Annotated in this window: 20 protein-coding genes; 1 reads left to right on the top strand and 19 read right to left on the bottom strand. The window is 54.4% G+C overall.

Annotation, left to right across the window (positions count from 1 at the left end):
* Positions 1-34 precede the first annotated feature (34 nt).
* From tolA to sdhC, 16 genes are all read right to left on the bottom strand, one after another.
* Positions 35-1,330 (bottom strand): cell envelope integrity protein TolA, encoded by a 1,296-nt coding sequence (gene tolA, locus ACPXSQ_RS01900; RefSeq protein ID WP_105082357.1) that lies wholly within the window; start codon positions 1,328-1,330, stop codon positions 35-37.
* Between the two features lie 26 nt (positions 1,331-1,356).
* A complete protein-coding gene (gene tolR / locus ACPXSQ_RS01895; protein WP_014606291.1) occupies positions 1,357-1,785 on the bottom strand; it encodes a colicin uptake protein TolR in 429 nt (142 codons plus the stop codon).
* A 13-nt stretch (positions 1,786-1,798) separates the two neighbouring features.
* Entirely contained in the window at positions 1,799-2,485 is a 687-nt protein-coding gene (gene tolQ / locus ACPXSQ_RS01890) for a Tol-Pal system protein TolQ (protein WP_013025072.1), read from the bottom strand.
* Positions 2,482-2,886 carry a tol-pal system-associated acyl-CoA thioesterase gene (gene ybgC, locus ACPXSQ_RS01885; RefSeq protein WP_013025071.1) on the bottom strand — a complete coding sequence of 135 codons (405 nt, stop codon included), beginning with the start codon at positions 2,884-2,886 and terminating at the stop codon, positions 2,482-2,484. Before ybgC ends, tolQ begins: the two co-directional genes overlap by 4 nt.
* A gap of 181 nt (positions 2,887-3,067) precedes the next feature.
* Positions 3,068-3,361, bottom strand: coding sequence for a cyd operon protein YbgE (gene ybgE / locus ACPXSQ_RS01880; RefSeq protein ID WP_029569802.1), 294 nt, complete (start codon positions 3,359-3,361; stop codon positions 3,068-3,070).
* Entirely contained in the window at positions 3,361-3,474 is a 114-nt protein-coding gene (gene cydX / locus ACPXSQ_RS01875) for a cytochrome bd-I oxidase subunit CydX (protein ID WP_013025070.1), read from the bottom strand. The genes ybgE and cydX overlap by 1 nt, the downstream gene beginning before the upstream one ends.
* 14 nt (positions 3,475-3,488) lie before the next feature.
* Positions 3,489-4,628: a cytochrome d ubiquinol oxidase subunit II gene (gene cydB / locus ACPXSQ_RS01870; RefSeq protein WP_013025069.1), complete on the bottom strand. Its 1,140-nt coding sequence runs from the start codon at positions 4,626-4,628 to the stop codon at positions 3,489-3,491.
* Positions 4,629-4,639: 11 nt separating this feature from the next.
* Positions 4,640-6,211, bottom strand: coding sequence for a cytochrome ubiquinol oxidase subunit I (gene cydA, locus ACPXSQ_RS01865; protein WP_015700738.1), 1,572 nt, complete (start codon positions 6,209-6,211; stop codon positions 4,640-4,642).
* Positions 6,212-6,843: 632 nt separating this feature from the next.
* Positions 6,844-7,719, bottom strand: a complete 876-nt coding sequence (gene sucD / locus ACPXSQ_RS01860; protein WP_013025067.1) for a succinate--CoA ligase subunit alpha — start codon at positions 7,717-7,719, stop codon at positions 6,844-6,846.
* Complete coding sequence (gene sucC / locus ACPXSQ_RS01855) at positions 7,719-8,885, bottom strand: ADP-forming succinate--CoA ligase subunit beta (protein ID WP_013025065.1); 1,167 nt, start codon at positions 8,883-8,885, stop codon at positions 7,719-7,721. Before sucC ends, sucD begins: the two co-directional genes overlap by 1 nt.
* Before the next feature lie 68 nt (positions 8,886-8,953).
* Positions 8,954-10,177 (bottom strand): 2-oxoglutarate dehydrogenase complex dihydrolipoyllysine-residue succinyltransferase, encoded by a 1,224-nt coding sequence (gene odhB, locus ACPXSQ_RS01850; RefSeq protein ID WP_013025064.1) that lies wholly within the window; start codon positions 10,175-10,177, stop codon positions 8,954-8,956.
* Positions 10,178-10,192: 15 nt separating this feature from the next.
* Entirely contained in the window at positions 10,193-13,000 is a 2,808-nt protein-coding gene (sucA, locus tag ACPXSQ_RS01845) for a 2-oxoglutarate dehydrogenase E1 component (protein ID WP_013025063.1), read from the bottom strand.
* Between the two features lie 200 nt (positions 13,001-13,200).
* Entirely contained in the window at positions 13,201-13,917 is a 717-nt protein-coding gene (locus ACPXSQ_RS01840; protein ID WP_013025062.1) for a succinate dehydrogenase iron-sulfur subunit, read from the bottom strand.
* A gap of 14 nt (positions 13,918-13,931) precedes the next feature.
* Positions 13,932-15,698, bottom strand: a complete 1,767-nt coding sequence (sdhA, locus tag ACPXSQ_RS01835; protein WP_013025061.1) for a succinate dehydrogenase flavoprotein subunit — start codon at positions 15,696-15,698, stop codon at positions 13,932-13,934.
* Complete coding sequence (gene sdhD / locus ACPXSQ_RS01830) at positions 15,699-16,046, bottom strand: succinate dehydrogenase membrane anchor subunit (protein WP_013025060.1); 348 nt, start codon at positions 16,044-16,046, stop codon at positions 15,699-15,701.
* The gene (gene sdhC, locus ACPXSQ_RS01825) at positions 16,040-16,462 is read right to left on the bottom strand and encodes a succinate dehydrogenase cytochrome b556 subunit (RefSeq protein ID WP_013025059.1); all 423 of its coding nucleotides are present in this window, start codon (positions 16,460-16,462) and stop codon (positions 16,040-16,042) included. Before sdhC ends, sdhD begins: the two co-directional genes overlap by 7 nt.
* Before the next feature lie 590 nt (positions 16,463-17,052).
* On the opposite strand from sdhC, the gene ACPXSQ_RS01820 reads away from it, so the two are divergent.
* Complete coding sequence (locus ACPXSQ_RS01820; RefSeq protein ID WP_014606294.1) at positions 17,053-18,336, top strand: citrate synthase; 1,284 nt, start codon at positions 17,053-17,055, stop codon at positions 18,334-18,336.
* Positions 18,337-18,494: 158 nt separating this feature from the next.
* Here the strand turns inward: ACPXSQ_RS01820 and ACPXSQ_RS01815 are convergent, their stop codons facing one another.
* From ACPXSQ_RS01815 to pcp, 3 genes are all read right to left on the bottom strand, one after another.
* Positions 18,495-19,067 (bottom strand): GNAT family N-acetyltransferase, encoded by a 573-nt coding sequence (locus ACPXSQ_RS01815; RefSeq protein WP_210523599.1) that lies wholly within the window; start codon positions 19,065-19,067, stop codon positions 18,495-18,497.
* Between the two features lie 66 nt (positions 19,068-19,133).
* Positions 19,134-19,922: an endonuclease VIII gene (gene nei / locus ACPXSQ_RS01810; protein ID WP_019104977.1), complete on the bottom strand. Its 789-nt coding sequence runs from the start codon at positions 19,920-19,922 to the stop codon at positions 19,134-19,136.
* An 11-nt stretch (positions 19,923-19,933) separates the two neighbouring features.
* The gene (pcp, locus tag ACPXSQ_RS01805) at positions 19,934-20,581 is read right to left on the bottom strand and encodes a pyroglutamyl-peptidase I (protein ID WP_013025055.1); all 648 of its coding nucleotides are present in this window, start codon (positions 20,579-20,581) and stop codon (positions 19,934-19,936) included.
* Positions 20,582-20,585: the final 4 nt, after the last annotated feature.

The raw sequence follows: 20,585 nt of genomic DNA, 5'->3' as shown, positions 1-20,585 counted from the left end.
CTAACCATAGATCAACCTGCCGCCGGTTACTGCATTATTGCGGTCTGAAACGCATCGGCGCGTTTTTAAACACTTCGTACACCGCTTGTGAAGGCGGTTTCGGAATACGTGCCTGCTTCGCTGCCGCGATGGCAGCCTGACAGAGCGCCGGATCGCCCCCTTCTGATTTCACATCAATCAGCATACCGTCAGGAGCAAGTTTAATACGTAAGTCACAGCTTTTGCCGCTATACAGGTCCGCATCGTAAAAACGGCTCTGGATAGCACTGGTAATCTGGCCAAGGTACGCGTTCACATCTGCGCCAGAGGCACCCGCTTTCTTCTGGTTGCCCTGCCCTGCAGCACCGCCAGAGGCGCCGCTTTTCGGTGCATTCTTACCGGACGCTAAGCCGCCCAGCAGATCGTCGACGTCGCTGTCGTTCGCTGCCTCAGCCGCCGCTTTCGCTTTTGCTTCCGCTTTTGCCTTCGCGTCTGCTTTGGCTTTTGCGGCAGCATCGGCCTTGGCTTTTGCTGCGGCTTCGGCTTTTTCTTTCGCGGCTTTCTCTTTGGCTTCAGCCGCCGCTTTCTCTTTAGCTTCCTGCGCGGCCGCGGCTTTCGCTTCGGCGGCGGCTTTCGCTTCTGCCGCTTTGGCTTCTTTAGCGGCTTCCGCTTTAGCCTGCTTCGCGGCTTCAGCCTTGGCCTGTTTCGCGGCCTCGGCAGCCTCGGCTTTCGCCTGTTGTTCAGCCTGTTTCTTTGCTTCGGCCGCGGCGGCTTTCGCCTGTTGCTCAGCCTGCTTCTTCGCCTCGGCCGCAGCCTGCCTAGCGTCTTCCTGAGCCTTTATTTTCGCGTCAGCGGCGGCTTTGGCCTGGGCATCGGCTTCCGCTTTAGCATCCGCTTTGGCTTTCGCGGCGGCCGCCTCGGCCGCTTTCTGCTGAGATTCAGCCTGTTTCGCCGCCGCTTCGGCTGCTTTCTGCTGTTCAGCCTGGGCTTTCGCCTGCTGCTTCGCGTCTTCCTGGGCCTGCAGGCGTTCTTTTTCCAGCTCTTTCAGCCGCTGTTGTTCAGCCGCCTGCTTCTGCTGGAGCTCTTCGGCCTGCTGTTGTGACTGTTTCTGGCGCTGCTGCTCGGCACGCTGACTGTCGCTTTGCTGATTCTGCTGACGATTATATTGCTCAACCACCGCACCGGGATCGACCATAACTGCCTCGATATCGCTCCCGCCGCCGCCGCCGCTGGCTTCAATGTGCTCATTAAATGAGCTCCATATCAGCAGCGCAATCAGCACGATATGCAGAATCACCGAAATGATTATCGCGCGCTTTAATTTTTCGTTTTGCTCGGTTGCCTTCGACACACTCGGTTCCCAAAAACGGTTCGACTTTAAATCGGCTGCGTCATCAAACCGACAGATTTAACTCCAGCCTGATGCAGCAGGTTCAGCGCCTTAATGATTTCATCATAAGGGACCTCTTTGGCACCGCCGATCAGAAAGACAGTTTTCGGATTGGCTTCCAGACGACGTTGCGCTTCGCTAATCACCTGTTCAGGGGGTAGCTGCGATAAACGATCGTGATCCACCACCATGCTGTATTGGCCCACACCGGACACTTCTACAATTACAGGCGGATTATCATCACTGGAAACCGTCTTCGAATCCGTCGCATCCGGCAAATCCACTTCCACGCTTTGGGTAATGATCGGGGCCGTCGCCATAAAAATCAGCAACAGCACCAGCAAGACGTCCAGCAGTGGAACAATGTTGATTTCCGACTTTAGCTCGCGGCGACCGCGACCACGCACTCGGGCCATCATTTACCTCTGTTTACTTAGCGCTGTCGCTGGAAAAAGCCTGACGATGCAGGATAGCCGTGAACTCTTCCATGAAGTTGTCATAGCCCTGTTCCAGTTTATTGACGCGCTGGTTCAGTCGGTTATAAGCCATTACCGCAGGAATTGCCGCGAATAAACCGATAGCGGTCGCGATCAACGCTTCTGCGATACCCGGCGCAACCATCTGTAGCGTGGCCTGCTTTACGGCGCCCAGGGCAATAAAGGCATGCATAATCCCCCACACCGTACCAAACAGACCAATATACGGGCTGATGGACCCTACGGTGCCAAGGAAGGGAATGTGATTTTCCAACGCTTCCAGCTCACGATTCATGGAAATGCGCATCGCCCTGCTCGCCCCTTCCACTGCCGCCTCAGGCGCATGGTTGTTGACCCGATGCAGCCGTGCGAACTCTTTGAAGCCGGCGTAAAAGATTTGCTCCGAGCCTGCCAGCTCTTCGCGACGCGCCTGACTTTCCTGATACAGGCGAGAAAGCTCAACGCCGGACCAGAATTTGTCTTCAAAGGCATCAGCTTCCCTTCCCGCCGCATTCAGAATACGCGTGCGCTGGATAATGATTGCCCATGAAGCAATCGAAAAGCCGATCAAAATCAACATGATAAGTTTGACCAGAAGGCTCGCCTTCAGGAACAAATCAAGAACGTTCATGTCAGTCACTGCTTGAACTCCGCGACAATAGACTTGGGAAGCGCAATCGGCTTCATTAGGTGTGGGTTGATGCAGGCAATCAGGACTTCTGCCTCATTGAGCACTTTGCCTTCTGCATTCACGATACGCTGGGTAAATGTCATCGTCGCCCGGGTCATTGAGGTCACTTCACTCTGAATTTCCAGAAGATCGTCAAGACGCGCCGCCGAAAGATAGTCCACCGTCATGCGCCGCACCACAAAAGCAATCTGCTGTTCTAACAGCGTCTGCTGATTGAAATGATGCTGACGCAACATTTCGGTACGTGCTCGTTCATAAAAAGCGATATAGCTGGCGTGATAAACCACACCACCGGCATCGGTATCTTCATAGTAGACCCGAACCGGCCAGCGAAACAGCGTTGTACTCACTCTACATCCCGGCCTCGTTTTAAACGTTGCTACTATACGCAAGACAATTGGGGTTGGGAATGGGCTGCCAGGGCCAGGAGAAAATAATTATCAGTTGGTTACAACCGGAAGGCTTTAGTGGAGGTTTCTTGACCAGACGCTGAAGTAAACTCACGCTTCAGCGTAAAATGCTGATGGGATGTCAGAGATAAAACCGGCTTACGCCCCACAAGAGTATCACTAATGCGGGTAAAGGGGTAAACAGAGCACGCCAGCGTAATCGTCGCGGACGAAACCCAACACCGTAAATCACGCCGGTGCATACCGCCCAGATGAGCAACACGCCCTGCCACAGCAGAATGCCGCCAGCACCGCTGGCATAACGTGCGGGATTCCACAGCAGACATCCCGCCAGCCAGAGTGCCAGCACCAGTGAAAGGGCCCGGAACGGGCCCTTATCCATCAGACGACAGATCGTCTGTAGCCATCCGCTCATCAGGATTGTCGATCCGATGCGGCGCTGTCTTCGATATGCTCTATGGCCAGCGCCGTGATGATACCAAAGGCGCAGGCCAGCAAGGTGCCAAGAATCCAGGCAAAATACCACATGTGTTGACTCCTTATCAGTACAGTGAGTTGCTGTTGCTCTCAACATGCTCTTTGGTGATACGGCCAAACATCTTCCAGTAACACCAGCTGGTGTAAAGCAGGATGATGGGCACAAAAATAATCGCGGCAAAGGTCATGGTTTTCAGCGTCAGCAGACTGGAGGTTGCATCCCACATGGTCAGACTGGTGCCCGGTACCGTGCTGGAAGGCATAATAAACGGAAACATGGCAATACCGGCCGTCATAATGACGCAGGCAAGCGTCAGTGAAGAGAACACAAACGCCCATGCGCTTTTGTGCATACGTGAGCACAGCACCGTCAGCAGAGGCAGCACAACGCCCAGCAGTGGGAACAACCACAGCACGGGATGCTGCTGGAAATTCACCATCCAGGCACCGGCTTCGCGCACCACGGTTTTACCCAGCGGATTCGAGGCCGCATAGTGATCAAGCGTACTGGTCACCACATAACCGTCAATGCCGTACTTCACCCACACGCCCGCCAGTGCGAAGCACACCATCATCACCAGCGTGGAAATCTGGGTCGTGGCGCGTGCGCGCAGGTACAGTTCGCCGTTCGTGCGCATCTGCAGGTAGGTTGCGCCCTGCGCCAGTATCATGGCGACGCTCACCACCCCTGCCAGCAGGCCAAAGGGATTAAGTAACTGGAAGAAGTTACCGGTGTAATACAGGCGCATATACTCATCAGCATGAAACGGCACACCCTGGAGCAGGTTGCCAAAGGCCACGCCAATCACCAAAGGAGGGACGAAGCTGCCGATGAAAATGCCCCAGTCCCAGGCGCCGCGCCAGCGCTTGTCTTCAATCTTAGAGCGGTAATCAAAGCCCACCGGACGAAAGAACAGCGACGCCAGCACCAGAATCATTGCCACATAAAATCCTGAAAACGCTGCCGCATAAACCATCGGCCAGGCGGCAAACAGCGCACCACCCGCAGTAATTAACCAGACCTGGTTACCGTCCCAGTGCGGCGCAATGGTGTTAATCATTACCCGACGCTCGGTATCGGTGCGTCCCAGCAGGCGCGTCAGCATGCCCACGCCCATATCAAAGCCATCAGTGACGGCAAAGCCCACCAGCAAAATGCCGATCAGCAGCCACCAGACAAAGCGCAGAACTTCGTAATCAAACATGGCGGTTCTCCTTATCCACGTGCCGGCTGAACGGTTTTCGCCATCTGCTCATGGTGATAACGACCCGTTTTCAGGCTACTTGGACCCAACCGGGCAAATTTAAACATCAGGTACATCTCGGCGACCAGGAACAGGGTATACAGACCGCAGATCAGCCCCATGGAGAACAGGATATCCCCGACGGTGAGCGACGAGTTCGCCACGGCCGTAGGCAGCACTTCGCCTATCGCCCAGGGTTGACGGCCGTACTCCGCCACAAACCAGCCTGCTTCAACCGCAATCCACGGCAGCGGAATGCCATACAGCGCGGCCTTGAGTAACCAGCGATGTTTGCCGATACGATTACGAATGACGCTCCAGAACGACAGCGTGATAACGCCGAGTAACAGCACGCCGCAGAGCACCATGATGCGGAAAGCAAAATACAGCGGCGCTACGCGTGGTATGGAATCCTGTGTTGCCTGCTTGATTTGCGCCTCGCTGGCATCTGAGACGTTTGGCGTATAGCGCTTCAACAACAGACCATAACCCAGATCTTTTTTGCTGTGATTAAAGGCATCGCGCACGGCCGGATCGGTATTCCCGCTGCGCAGTTCATTTAACAGTGCATAGGCTTTCATCCCGTTACGAATGCGAACTTCATGTTGGGTCATAAGCTCTTTCAGGCCCGTTACAGGCGTATCCGTAGAACGGGTGGCGATGAGTCCCAGCAGATAAGGAATTTGAATGGCGTAGTGGTTCTCTTGTGATGCCTGATCGGGCAAACCGAACAGCGTAAACGCAGCCGGTGCGGGCTGGGTTTCCCATTCGGCTTCAATGGCCGCCAGCTTGGTTTTCTGCACATCGCCCATTTCGTAACCGGACTCGTCACCCAACACGATGACTGACAATACGGCTGCCATACCGAAACTTGCCGCGATAGCAAAAGAGCGTTTGGCAAACGCCATGTCGCGGCCTTTCAGTAAATACCAGGCGCTGATACCCAAAATAAACATGGCACCCGTGGTGTATCCTGCCGCGACGGTGTGAACAAATTTCACCTGGGCGACCGGATTTAAGACCAGCTCAGAGAAGCTCAGCATCTCCATGCGCATGGTTTCAAAGTTAAACTCAGAGGCAATTGGGTTTTGCATCCAGCCGTTTGCCACCAGAATCCACAGCGCCGACATATTGGATCCCAGCGCCACCAGCCAGGTCACGGCCAGGTGCTGAACTTTGCCCAGCCGATCCCAGCCGAAAAAGAACAGGCCAACAAAGGTGGACTCAAGAAAGAAAGCCATTAATCCTTCAATAGCTAACGGCGCGCCAAAAATATCGCCGACATAATGAGAATAGTAAGACCAGTTGGTGCCGAACTGAAACTCCATGGTCAGTCCGGTCGCCACGCCCAGCGCAAAGTTAATACCAAATAACTTGCCCCAGAATTTTGTCATATCCTTATAAACTTGTTTGCCGCTCAGCACATAGACCGTTTCCATTATCGCCAGCAAAAACGCCATACCAAGCGTTAAAGGTACGAAAAGAAAATGGTACATGGCTGTTAAGGCAAACTGTAAACGCGACAGCTCGACAATATCTAGCATAATGACTCCTTGCTCCTCACCTTAACTCTGTATCCGTACAGACTGAATAAGAGTCAGGAACGACTGATTATTGATTCCAGTTTTGTCATCGACAGGACAGTTCTGTGTGCGGCCTGGGATGAGGGCGTAACCGTTAGCGGTAACCTGTGAAACACCAATGCAGCCGCGTGGTTCAGACGTTTAACAGGGCATAATTTAAAAATTGATGCTTTCCCGTATTTGAACAAACGTTTGATTATTTTTTTAAAAGGCTGGATTGATGCAGCGCAATTTAAGCGCTTAACCGCGCCCTTTGCTAGCAGTAAAGTTTGTTATATATGGCAGGAAATTGATTTGGAATAAGGAAATAATGTGGGGAATATGTTTAAACGGAAGCTTTGTTAAAAATGTGTCACCGGGCAATTTAATTTTATATAAATATTTAACTTTATAGCGTGTTTAATAACGCCCATTCTTTTTGCGCCCCAAAAGCCAGGTCAGATAAAGCATAGCAAACACCACGGAAATACTTAAGATTATTTTATGTTATTTAAGGCACGACGCCAATCAGTTATGCGGCAAAAGGGCGTGCTCAGGTTTAAGCGATAAAAAAAGCCACCCGAAGGTGGCTTAATGCATTCCGCTCAGACCGCTTATTTGGCTGGCAGAACCGCTTTCACGGCATCGCCGATGTCAGCCAGGCTGCGTACGGTTTTCACACCTGCGGCTTCCAGCGCAGCAAACTTCTCGTCTGCCGTTCCTTTACCACCGGCAATGATGGCGCCAGCGTGGCCCATACGTTTGCCCTTCGGTGCCGTTACGCCCGCAATGTAGCCGACAACCGGCTTGGTCACGTGCTCTTTGATGAACGCAGCAGCTTCTTCTTCCGCACTACCACCGATTTCACCGATCATGACGATCGCTTCAGTCTGCGGATCGTCCTGGAACATTTTCAGGATGTCGATGAAGTTTGAACCCGGGATCGGGTCGCCGCCGATGCCGACACAGGTAGACTGACCGTAACCGATATCGGTGGTTTGCTTAACGGCTTCATAGGTCAGGGTACCGGAACGCGAGACGATACCGACACGGCCAGGCTGGTGAATGTGGCCCGGCATGATGCCGATCTTACATTCGCCAGGGGTGATCACACCCGGGCAGTTTGGCCCGATCATGCGCACGCCTGCTTCATCCAGCTTCATCTTCACGGTCAGCATATCCAGCGTTGGGATGCCTTCGGTGATGGTGATGATCAGCTTGATACCGGCATCGATAGCTTCCAGGATACCGTCTTTGCAGAACGGAGCTGGCACATAGATGACGGTTGCGGTCGCGCCTGTGGCTTCAACGGCTTCACGCACGGTGTTGAACACCGGCAGGCCCAGATGGGTCGTGCCGCCTTTGCCCGGTGTTACGCCGCCAACCAGCTGCGTGCCGTATGCCAGCGCCTGCTCAGAGTGGAAAGTTCCCTGTCCGCCGGTGAATCCCTGGCAAATGACTTTGGTGTTTTTGTCGATCAAAATGGACATTATTTACCCTCCGCAGCAGCAACAACACGCTGTGCCGCGTCTGTCAGACTGGTTGCTGCAATGATGTTCAGACCACTGTCCGCCAGTTTCTTAGCGCCCAGTTCAGCGTTGTTACCTTCCAGACGTACCACGACCGGTACGTTAACACCGACTTCTGCTACTGCACCGATGATGCCGTCTGCGATCAGGTCGCAACGCACGATGCCGCCGAAGATGTTAACGAATACCGCTTTCACCGCGTCGTCAGACAGGATGATTTTAAAGGCTTCGGTTACGCGCTCTTTGGTCGCGCCGCCGCCGACATCCAGGAAGTTCGCTGGCTGGCCACCGTGGTGCTTAACGATGTCCATCGTACCCATCGCGAGGCCTGCGCCGTTAACCATACAACCGATGTTGCCTTCCAGCGCAACATAGTTCAGTTCCCACTGTGTCGCGTGCGCTTCACGAGGATCTTCCTGGCTTGGATCGCGCATTTCACGCAGCTCTGGCTGACGGAACAGGGCATTGCCATCGGCACCCAGTTTGCCATCCAGACAGATCAGGTCGCCCTGCTTGGTGATCACCAGCGGGTTGATCTCAACCATCGCCAGATCGCGCTCCAGGAACATGGTGGCCAGACCCATGAAAATTTTGGTGAACTGGCTGACTTGCTTACCGGTCAGGCCCAGTTTAAAGGCTAACTCACGGCCCTGATAAGGCTGTGGACCGGCTAGTGGATCAAGCGCCATTTTGTGGATCAGGTGTGGCGTTTCTTCTGCCACTTTCTCGATTTCCACGCCGCCTTCGGTCGATGCCATAAAGATGACGCGACGGGTTGCACGGTCAACCACGGCACCCAGGTACAGCTCCTGATCGATATCGGTTGCCGCTTCAACCAGAATCTGGTTTACCGGCTGACCATTGGCGTCAGTTTGGTAGGTCACCAGACGTTTGCCCAGCCAGTTTTCAGCGAAAGCACGGATGTCTTCTTTGCTGTTAACCACTTTCACACCGCCCGCTTTACCGCGGCCACCGGCATGAACCTGACATTTAACTACCCACGGGCCTGCACCGATTTTCGATGCCGCTTCTTCTGCTTCACGTGGTGTAGTACAGGCGTAGCCGGTCGGTGCTGGCATGCCATACCGTGCAAACAGCTGTTTAGCCTGGTATTCGTGTAAGTTCATGATGTTCTATCCATTCAGATCTGAAAAGAGTATTGAGATTGGGCACGCAACGCGTGCCCAGTGATGAATCAGACATCCAGCAGCAGACGCGCCGGATCTTCCAGCATCTCTTTCACCGCGACCAGATAGCCGACAGATTCACGACCATCGATTAAACGGTGATCGTAGGAGAGAGCCAGGTACATCATTGGCAGGATCACAACCTGACCATTGACCGCCATAGGACGATCTTTAATGGCGTGCATGCCCAGAATCGCGCTCTGTGGCGGGTTGATGATTGGCGTAGACATCAGCGAACCGAACACACCACCGTTGGTGATGGTAAAGTTACCGCCCGTCAGATCGTCAACCGTCAGCTTGCCGTCACGGCCTTTCACTGCCAGTTCTTTAATTTTCTTCTCGATGTCAGCCATGCTCAGCGCATCAACGTCACGCAGGACAGGCGTCACCAGTCCGCGTGGCGTAGAGACGGCAATACTCACATCGAAATAGTTGTGGTACACCACGTCTTCGCCATCGATAGAGGCGTTGACTTCTGGATAACGCTTCAGCGCTTCGACCACGGCCTTGATGTAGAAAGACATAAAGCCCAGACGCACACCATGACGTTTCTCGAACGCATCGCCGTACTGCTTACGCAGATCCATAATCGGCTTCATGTTGATTTCGTTGAAGGTCGTCAACATGGCGGTGCTGTTCTTGGCTTCCAGCAGACGCTCCGCGACGCGCTTACGTAAACGCGTCATCGGAACACGTTTTTCGCTGCGGTTGGCAACAGGCTGCTGAGCCGTTGCTGCACCCGCCGCTGGCGCGGCGGCTTTCTCAGCCTGCGGTTTGTTCGCCAGATGTTTTTCAACGTCTTCACGTGTTAAACGTCCGCCCACGCCGGTGCCTTTGATCTGCGCAGCGTCAAGATTATGCTCCGCAATCAGGCGACGGATCGCCGGGCTGAGCGCATCGCTGCTCTCTTCTTCAAGCGACGCTGTCTGACGCTGGGCTGGCGTGGTGTCATTGCTTTCCGCTTTGGCACTGCTTTCTTTACCCGCACTGTTGCCTTCTTTCAGGCGACCCAGGATCTGGCGGGACGTAACGGTTGCCCCTTCGTCTTCCAGCACGGCTTCCAGCACGCCATCGGCAGATGCCGGCACTTCCAGCACGACTTTGTCAGTTTCAATTTCGACGATGACTTCATCGCGGCTGACTGCATCGCCTGGTTTCTTGTGCCAGGTTGCTACTGTGGCATCTGCAACCGATTCAGGCAGGTCGGGAACGAGAATATCTACGCTACTCATTATCTTTCCTTTTAATTAATTGACGTTCAGTGCGTCATTAACCAGGTCTTGCTGCTGTTGTTGGTGTACGGACATATAACCCACGGCCGGAGAAGCCGATGCCGGGCGACCTGCATAACGCAAGGTGGCGCCAAACGGCACGACATCACGGAAATGATGCTGGCTACAGTACCAGGCGCCCTGGTTCAGAGGCTCTTCCTGGCACCAGACAAAGTCCTGTACGTGAGAATAGGCTTTCAATGCTTCCTGTACCGCCTGATGCGGGAACGGGTAAAGCTGTTCGATGCGCACGATGGCAACATCGGTTTTCTCGTCTTTACGACGCTGTTCCAGCAGATCGTAGTAAACCTTACCGGAGCACAGCACGACGCGTTTCACGCCCTGCGGATCCAGATCGTCGATCTCACCAATGGCCGGCTGGAAACTGCCGTTTGCCAGTTCATCCAGCGACGAGATCGCCAGCGGATGGCGCAACAGCGACTTCGGCGACATCACCACCAGCGGACGGCGCATCCCGCGCAGCGCCTGACGGCGCAGCATGTGATACACCTGAGCCGGCGTCGACGGGACGCAAACCTGCATGTTCTGCTCGGCGCAAAGTTGCAGATAGCGTTCCAGACGGGCAGAGGAGTGTTCCGGGCCCTGACCTTCGTAGCCATGCGGCAGCAACATCACCAGGCCACACATACGGCCCCACTTCTGTTCGCCAGAGCTGATGAACTGGTCAATCACCACCTGAGCACCGTTGGCAAAGTCACCAAACTGCGCTTCCCAGATGGTCAGCACGCGCGGCTCAGCCGTGGCGTAACCGTATTCAAACGCCAGCACGGCTTCTTCAGACAGCACAGAATCCCAGACTTTGAACTCGCCCTGGCTGTTATGAATATGGTGCAGCGGCGTATAGGTTGAACCGTTAGCCTGGTTGTGCACGACCGCATGGCGATGGAAGAAGGTTCCACGACCGGAGTCTTCACCCGAGAGGCGAACCGGAATACCTTCATCCACCAGCGTGGCGTACGCCAGATTCTCGGCACCGCCCCAGTCGAACGCTTTCTCGCCTTCGGCCATCAGCTTGCGATCGTTATAGATCTTGGCCACGCGCGATTGCACTTCAATCTGCTCAGGGACCTGGCTGATACGCAATGCCAGTTCCTTCAGGCGTTTCATGTCAACCTGTGCCGGATAAGGCTCGTCCCATTCGTGGTTCAGATAAGGCGACCACGTGAAGGAGTGCAGGCTCATCGGACGCCATTCCGGCACCACGCATTCGCCCGCATCGAGCGCATCGCGGTACAGGTTCACCATCTCGGTGGCATCTTCCTGCGACGCGACACCTTCGCCTTCCAGACGATCGGCGTAAATTTTACGCGGCGTCGGATGCTTTTTGATTTTCTGGTACATCAACGGCTGGGTAGCACTTGGCTCATCCGCCTCGTTGTGACCATGACGGCGATAGCACACCAGATCGATAAACACATCGCGTTTGAAGGTGTTGCGATAGTCCAGCGCCAGGCGGGTAACAAAGGCCACCGCTTCCGGATCGTCAGCATTGACGTGGAAAATCGGTGCCAGCACCATCTTGCCGATGTCAGTACAGTACGGGGTTGAACGCGCATCTTTCGGGTTGGAGGTGGTAAAACCAACCTGGTTGTTAATGACGATACGTACCGTGCCGCCCACTTCGTAGCCGCGCGCCTGAGACATGTTCAGGGTTTCCTGAACCACGCCCTGACCAATCACCGCCGCATCACCGTGGATGGTGATAGGCAGCACTTTATTGCTGACCGGTTCGGCCAGACGATCGAGACGTGCACGTACCGATCCCATGACCACCGGGCTGACAATTTCCAGGTGAGACGGGTTAAACGCCAGCGCCAGATGCACCAGACCACCTTCGGTTTCAATATCCGAAGAGAAGCCCATGTGATACTTCACATCACCGGTGCCCAGATGCTCTTTGTGTTTACCGGAGAATTCGTCGAACAGATCCTGTGGCTTTTTACCCAGTACGTTAATCAGTACGTTAAGACGGCCACGGTGCGCCATCCCCAGTACCACTTCACGTGTGCCGCTTTTGCCCGCATGACGAATCATCTCGCGCAGCATCGGCACCAGCGCATCACCGCCTTCCAGCGAGAAACGTTTTGCACCCGGGAATTTCGCGCCCAGATATTTTTCCAGCCCTTCTGCCGCGGTCAGCTCTTTCAGGAAACCTTTTTTCTCTTCGCCACTGAATGACGTCTGGCTCGCACCGGATTCGATACGCTGCTGGATCCAGCGTTTCTCTTCGGTGTTATTGATGTGCATATACTCTGCACCAATCGAGCCACAGTAGGTCTGCTTCAGCGCGTCGAACAGATCGGCCAGCTTCATGGTTTCTTTGCCAATGGCAAAAGAACCTACGTTAAAGCTTTCCTGAAAATCGGCGTCGGTCAGATCGTGAAAGGCAGGATCGAGATCGGCAACGCGGTCCTGTTTCCACAGGCCAAGCGGATCGAGATTTGCTTCCTGATGTCCGCGGAAACGAAACGCGTTAATCAGCTGCAGCACTTTCACTTGTTTGGAGTTGGTTGCCGGATCGGTAACTGAGGAGGTGTAACGAGATGCGTCTTTCGCCAGGCGACGGAAATATTCGCGAGTTGCGGAGTGGAACTGCTCAGGTTTCACTCCCGTGCCTGGTAACTGTTGGAACATCGAGCGCCACACTGCATCCACAGAGTCAGGATCGGTCAGGAAATCCTCATAGAGTTGCTCTATGTAAGACTGATTCGCGCCGGCCAGCCAGGAGGAGTCCAGCCAGGGCTTCATCGCGCTGTTCTGCATTGTGATCCCTTAAGCAATGTTATGCTTTTTTGAGGTTTCATTTGTTGCCGCTTTCGCGGTTTGCCGTAGTGAGTTCAGCGATACGAGCACTGTGCGCAGCGCGCGCCCGGCCCGTAAGGGAACCTTTGTAAACGTGGTCGGGACCGCGTTTACAGAGGCTTCCGTAAAATACCGGGAACCTGAGGTTCCCGGTGGTATAACTACGCGCTGCGTTGCAGCAGCATCGACTTAATGTGGCCGATAGCGCGCGTCGGGTTTAGCCCTTTAGGACAAACACTTACACAGTTCATGATGCTGTGACAGCGGAAAACGCTGAATGCATCGCTCAGATTATCCAGACGCGCATCCGTTTCCGTATCACGGCTGTCAATCAGGAAGCGGTAAGCGGCCAGCAGGCCTGCAGGACCAATAAACTTGTCCGGGTTCCACCAGAACGACGGGCAAGAGGTTGAGCAACAGGCGCAGAGAATACACTCATACAATCCGTCCAGATGCTCACGCTCGCCCGGCGACTGCAGATGCTCACGCGCTGGCGGGTTTTCACCGTTATTCAATAAGAAAGGCTTAATTTTCTCATACTGGGCATAAAACTGGCCCATGTCCACCACCAGGTCACGCACGACCGGCAGGCCCGGTAGAGGACGGATAACGATTTTCTGCTTGCCGTTGCCTAACGCCGAGACCGGCGTGATGCAGGCCAGGCCGTTTTTCCCGTTCATGTTCAGGCCGTCTGAGCCGCACACGCCTTCACGGCATGAGCGACGAAACGCCAGGGTAGGATCCTTCTCTTTCAGACGGATCAGCGCATCCAGCAGCATCATGTCACGGCCGTCTTCCGCTTCCAGGGTATAGTCCTGCATGCGCGGTTTGTCATCGACGTCCGGGTTGTAACGATAGATCGAAAATTCAAGTCTCATGATGATCTCCGCAATTAGTAGGTACGCGCTTTCGGCGGGAAGGCCGCACGCAGTTTCGGTTGCATGTTCACCTCACGGCGCGTCATGCTTTCCGTTTGCGGAACATAGAGGCTATGGCACAGCCAGTTGGCATCATCACGTTCCGGATAGTCGAAGCGGCTGTGTGCGCCACGGCTCTCAGTGCGGTAGTTGGCCGCCACTGCGGTGGCATAAGCGGTTTCCATCAGGTTATCCAGCTCAAGGCACTCAATACGCTGTGTATTGAAGTCAGGTGAGCGGTCATCCAGGCGCGCGGACTTCAGACGCTCACGGATCTCTTTCAGTTCAGCAAGCCCTTCACGCATCGCATCGCCTTCACGGAATACCGAGAAGTTGTTCTGCATGCAGCGTTGCAACGCCTTGCGGATTTCAACCGGATCTTCACCCGTGGTGTTATTTTCCCAGCGGTTGAAACGCGCCATCGCGGCATCAATGTTTTCCTGGCTGGCTTCACGCAGTTCACCCTGCTCTTCCAGACATTCAAGCAGATGCACGCCAGCAGCACGACCGAAGACCACCAGGTCCAGCAGCGAGTTGCCACCCAGACGGTTCGCCCCGTGTACCGATACGCAGGCGATTTCACCCACGGCGAACAGGCCTGGAATCACTTCGTCTTCGCCCTGCTCATTCACACGCAGCGCCTGACCGGTGACTTTGGTTGGCACGCCGCCCATCATGTAGTGACAGGTTGGGATAACCGGAATCGGCTCTTTAATCGGGTCAACGTGAGCAAAGGTACGGGACAGCTCAAGGATGCCCGGCAGGCGCGATTCCAGCACTTCCGCACCCAGGTGATCGAGTTTCAGCTTGATGTGCGGGCCCCATGGACCGTCGCAACCACGCCCTTCACGGATCTCCACCATCATCGAACGGGCCACAACGTCACGACCGGCAAGGTCTTTGGCGTTAGGCGCATAGCGCTCCATGAAACGCTCACCGTGTTTGTTCAGCAGATAACCGCCTTCACCACGACAGCCTTCGGTGACCAGTACACCAGCACCGGCGATACCGGTTGGGTGGAACTGCCACATTTCCATATCCTGCACAGGCACGCCTGCGCGCAGCGCCATGCCAACACCGTCGCCGGTATTGATGTGGGCGTTCGTCGTGGACTGATAAATACGTCCTGCACCGCCCGTCGCCAGAATGGTGGCCTTGGCTTTGAAGTAAACCGTTTCGCCGGTTTCCATGCAGATTGCCGTACAGCCTACGATGGCACCGTCGTCATTTTTGACCAGATCCAGTGCATACCATTCGGAGAAGATAGTGGTTTTATTTTTCAGGTTCTGCTGATACAGCGTATGCAGCAGTGCGTGGCCGGTACGGTCGGCCGCTGCGGCAGTACGCGCCGCCTGCTCACCGCCGAAGTTTTTCGACTGACCACCAAACGGACGCTGATAAACGCGGCCGTCATCAAGACGGGAGAAGGGCAAGCCCATGTGCTCCAGTTCCAGAATCGCTTCCGGACCGACGTGACACATGTATTCAATCGCGTCCTGGTCACCGATGTAGTCGGAACCTTTGACGGTGTCATACATATGCCATTCCCAGTTATCGTCATGGGTGTTACCCAGCGCAACGGTGATTCCGCCCTGCGCGGAGACAGTATGGGAACGGGTCGGGAAGACTTTGGACAACAGGGCACAGGTCTGGCCCGACTGGGAGATTTGCAACGCCGCGCGCATACCCGCGCCGCCTGCGCCGATCACCACGGCATCAAATTCTCTTACTGGTAAACTCATTTACACACCCCACACCACAACAAATCCATAAATCGCATATGACAACAGCGCCACTACGATGACCAACTGCAACAGCAGACGCGTTGCCAGCGGTTTAACGTAGTCCGTTAAGACCTGCCACATACCGATCCAGCCGTGGATCAGAATGGAAAACAGCGTCAGGAGCGTGAACACTTTTGTAAATGCAGAAGCGAAGAAGCCACGCCAGATGTCATACGTCAGCGTGTCTGTCATCACCACGAAACCGAGGAGATAGATGATGTAAAGCGTGATGAGGATTGCCGTCGCGCGCAGCAGCAGCCAGTCCTGAATGCCATTGCGACCCAACGCGGATGCATTGCTTACCATACGAGGACTCCTGCTAAAATTGAAAGCACGACAGTAATACCAAACGTCACCTGCGCAGAACGCTTACCTGCTTCGAGCGTTTCGGCCAGATAACCAAAATCCATTAACATATGACGTATCCCGCCCACTGCATGATAGGCCAGCGCAGTCAAAATGCCCCACATGATGAACTTCGCAAAGAAGCCATTCATGACAGATGCAGCGTGCTGGAAACCTTCAGGAGAAGAGAGGGAAAGACCGAGAAGCCATAACAGGATGCCGAGAGCAACCAGGGTGATGACGCCGGAGACGCGGTGAAGAATGGACGATATTGCAGTAACGGGAAACCGGATCGTCGAGAGATCCAAGTTGACAGGTCTTTGTTTTTTCACGGTTTTGCCCACACAGCTCTTTTTTATTTTGCTTCCTCCGGACATAAGACCTGAACCCTAAACGTGTTCAGACTTCATCCGTCACCAAAATAGCAACATCCAGTGTTAAATGACGTGTTACAAACGCTGGGTGGCTCCTGGTGTCAGGGTATTCCGGAGACCTGGCCGGAAGTATAGGACGATCACATTCTGATTACAATTCCCCTACAAACTCTTTGGAGAATTTTGGGTGGAACAGTGATCATTCTCACGTTTTTCACAATTCATACAAATTTAATTATCTGATTTGACAATAGTTCAACAATTCAGTTACAAACTATCCCGATAAAATCCTATGATGCACAAAAGTTATGGGGATACACTTTCTCCTAAGCTCAAGTTATGTAACATTGCCACTAACAGCTTTTAAAACCATCAGGTTATTGGTTACAAAGAAGTTATGTCCTGACCGGATCTTTAACAACCGCGATATGCACATGTCACGGCTTTACATTTCCTGTGGAACGCGCCTCTCACTCTGTACCCTTCACTGCTTATAATGCAGAGTGACATCGTGAAGTACTGCCTAAATGCAACATGCGCGCGTTTCAGGTGTCGAAAGATCCTTACCTGCCCAAGGCGCTATGGAGACGAAAATGACAGATAAAAAAGTGACGCTAACCCTACCCGACGAAAAGCCTATTGAACTGAAAGTGCTGCAAGGCACGCTGGGCCAGGATGTCGTCGATGTCCGCGAACTGGGTTCTAACGGCCTGTTTACCTTCGATCCTGGTTTCACGTCTACCGCGTCCTGCGAGTCAAAAATCACCTTTATCGATGGCGATGAAGGTATCCTGCTTCACCGTGGTTTTCCCATCGATCAGTTGGCCACCCACTCTAACTACCTGGAAGTGTGCTATATCCTGCTGAATGGTGAAGCCCCGACTCAGAAACAGTTTGAAGAGTTCAAAGTCACCGTTACCCGCCACACCATGATTCATGAGCAGATTACGCGTCTGTTCCACGGCTTTCGTCGCGACTCACATCCAATGGCTGTGATGTGCGGCGTGACTGGCGCCCTGGCCGCGTTTTATCACGACTCGCTGGATGTGAACATTGAGCGCCATCGTGAAATCGCCGCTTTCCGCCTGCTGTCTAAAATGCCTACCATGGCAGCGATGTGTTACAAGTATTCAATCGGCCAGCCGTTCGTTTATCCACGTAACGACCTTTCCTACGCCGGTAACTTCCTGCACATGATGTTTGCAACGCCTTGTGAAGAATACAAGGTCAACCCTGTGCTTGAACGCGCCATGGATCGCATTCTGATTCTGCATGCCGATCACGAGCAGAACGCCTCAACCTCAACCGTCCGTACGGCAGGTTCATCAGGCGCTAACCCGTTTGCCTGTATCGCGGCCGGTATCGCCTCCCTGTGGGGACCGGCGCACGGTGGCGCAAACGAAGCCTGTCTGCGCATGCTGGAAGAGATCAGCACCGTTGAACACATTCCAGAATTCGTACGTCGTGCAAAAGACAAAAACGACTCCTTCCGCCTGATGGGCTTTGGTCATCGCGTTTACAAAAACTATGACCCACGCGCAACCGTCATGCGTGAGACCTGTCATGAAGTGCTGAACGAGCTGGGCATGAAAGATGACCTGCTGGAAGTGGCGCTGGAGCTGGAACACATTGCGCTGAACGACCCGTACTTCATCGAGCGTAAACTCTATCCAAACGTGGACTTCTACTCCGGTATTATCCTGAAAGCCATGGGCATTCCGTCTTCCATGTTTACCGTGATTTTTGCCATGGCACGTACCGTTGGCTGGATCGCCCACTGGAAAGAGATGCACGACGAAGGCATGAAAATTGCCCGTCCGCGTCAGCTGTATACCGGTTATACCGAGCGCGACTTTACGTCACAGCTGGATAAATAAGCCTGTCGCCTGGGCGAATATCGCACCGGGCCATCGACGACAAAACGGCTATGCTGACAAGGCATAGCCGTTTTTTTTTGCCCGAAGGATGCCGGTTCCGTTGAGGCCGGACAGGTTTAACCTTGTCGCTAAAGATGCTGTCAGATCACGGCAAAATGTTACTTTTTCGCGGCTGTTTCGCCAGCCTGAGCCGCTCTGAATTTGCGCCACTCATCCCGCGTCACCTCCCAGAGCTCGGAGTCATGTTCGCCTGAAACATAGCGTTGCTTTCCCGTTCTGATACAACGCATACCGCTCTTAACCGAGATAGCGACCGACCGCACGTTTGCTGCGGCTTTGGGCGTTCTTAATACCGGTTTATTCAGCACATTGAACCAGTAATCGGTAACGGCATTGCTGGCCTCCGACATGTAACCCTGCCCCTGCCAGTGGGGTACTAACCAGAAGCCGCGATGGTTGTCCGGCGTGTCCATCAGGCAGATGACCCCGATCAGCATCGTCTCCGCTTCCCTGCGCCGTATCGTCCAGTACCAGCCTTTTTCCGCGGCGACGGCGGGTAATACCACATTGGCGATATAGTCTCTGGCGGCGCCGTCCGGATAGGGCCAGGGCACCGAATCGATCAGGTAACGGACAATTTCCCATTGGGGAAACGCCACCTGAATCGCATCCGCGTCCTGCAGGGTGAGCGGTTTTAAAACCAGCCGTTCGGTCAGGATTTCAGGCGTCATGATGATCTCCCTGCAGCAGAAAACGGAATGATTAACGGAGCCTGCCCGTCAGGCCCGCCTGTCTTTTTATACCTGACAGCCCGGACACCAGTAAAATGGCCGTGAGGATAAAACGCCCTTCTCAATCACCGTGCCGCAGCGCCGACACGTCTTGCCCTGACGATGAAAGACTTCAAAACGAAAGGCAGCTTCGCTGTGATACTTTTTCATCGTGCCACGCATGCGGTAGGCATGACGCGGTACGGACAGCAGCGCGTCGCTGAAGGCGTCAAGCTGTGACTCGCTCAGTGACTGCGCGTTATGGTGTGGAAGCAGCTGTGCAAGCCAGAGGATCTCCACGCGCAGATAGTTGCCTAATCCGGCCAGAAACGCCTGGTCCAGTAATAAACCGCTGAACTGGCGACGGCGGAAGCGCGCTGAGAGCAGGCGCTGCTTTACCTCCTCCGGCGTCAGCGCGTGGCTTAACACATCAGGCCCAATGCGATTCAGGAACGGATGACTGGCCAGGGTTTCCGCATTCAGCAATTCAATATCCGAAGCGCTGTAAAGCAGGATGGCCTGGTCTGCCGTTGCCAGGCGCACACGTAACTGCCGTTTAGTCTCGGGCTGCACGTCTGGCGATACGATGCGCCAGACGCCGTAAAGTTGATTATGCGAATAGAGCGTCAGACCATTGCTGAAATGTGTCAGCAACGCTTTGCCGCGCGTTTCAATCGACGCTACCTTTTCCCCCACTAATGTGGGCTCGTAAGTTTTTAATGCAGGGAAAGCAAACCAGACGTCGGCCAAAGGCTGCCCGACAATGGCCATTTCAAGCTGATCCGCCACACGGCGAATCTCCGGTCCTTCTGGCATCTCTCGTCCTCTTAATGGGTTGCGCCACCCGCTTCCTTGAGATCGTTGGCGGTTTCCAGCGTGGTCTGCACCGCAATTTTCAGCGCCTCGATCACGGTTGCGGCGGGCATGCTGGGTGCGCCAGGATGGTGGACCGCCTGCTCTGGCAGGTAAGGGATATGAATAAATCCGCCACGCGCCGCGCTGTCATGTTGATGCAGCCAGTGCAGCAGACCATACATCACCCGGTTACAGGTAAAGGTGCCGGCGGTTTGCGACACCGAAGCCGGAATACCGGCTTTGCGCACGCCGGCCACAATGGCTTTGATCGGCAGGCGTGAAAAGTAAGCGGCCGGGCCATCCTGCGCAATCGGCTCATCCACGGGTTGATGGCCCGCGTTATCGGGAATGCGGGCGTCATCGACGTTAATGCCGATGCGCTCGACGGTGATATCGCTGCGCCCGCCCGCCTGCCCCACAGCAATAATGGCATCCGGCTTAATCTCTTCCAGCGCCTGATACAACACGTCCAGCACCTCGCTAAAGACCACCGGCAGTTGGCGCGTCACGATACGTGCCCCGCCAATCTGCTGGCCTTCAAGCGCGCTAACCGCCTGCCACGAGGGATTAATGGATTCGCCACCAAAGGGCTCAAACGCCGTCATCAATACCGTTTTCATGCTG

Source organism: Pantoea sp. EEL5 (genome assembly GCF_049892805.1).
In the GTDB taxonomy this organism is placed as follows: Bacteria; Pseudomonadota; Gammaproteobacteria; order Enterobacterales; family Enterobacteriaceae; genus Pantoea; species Pantoea ananatis.
Note: the sequence above shows the minus strand (reverse complement) of the source record. Positions and strands in the feature narration are given on the sequence as shown.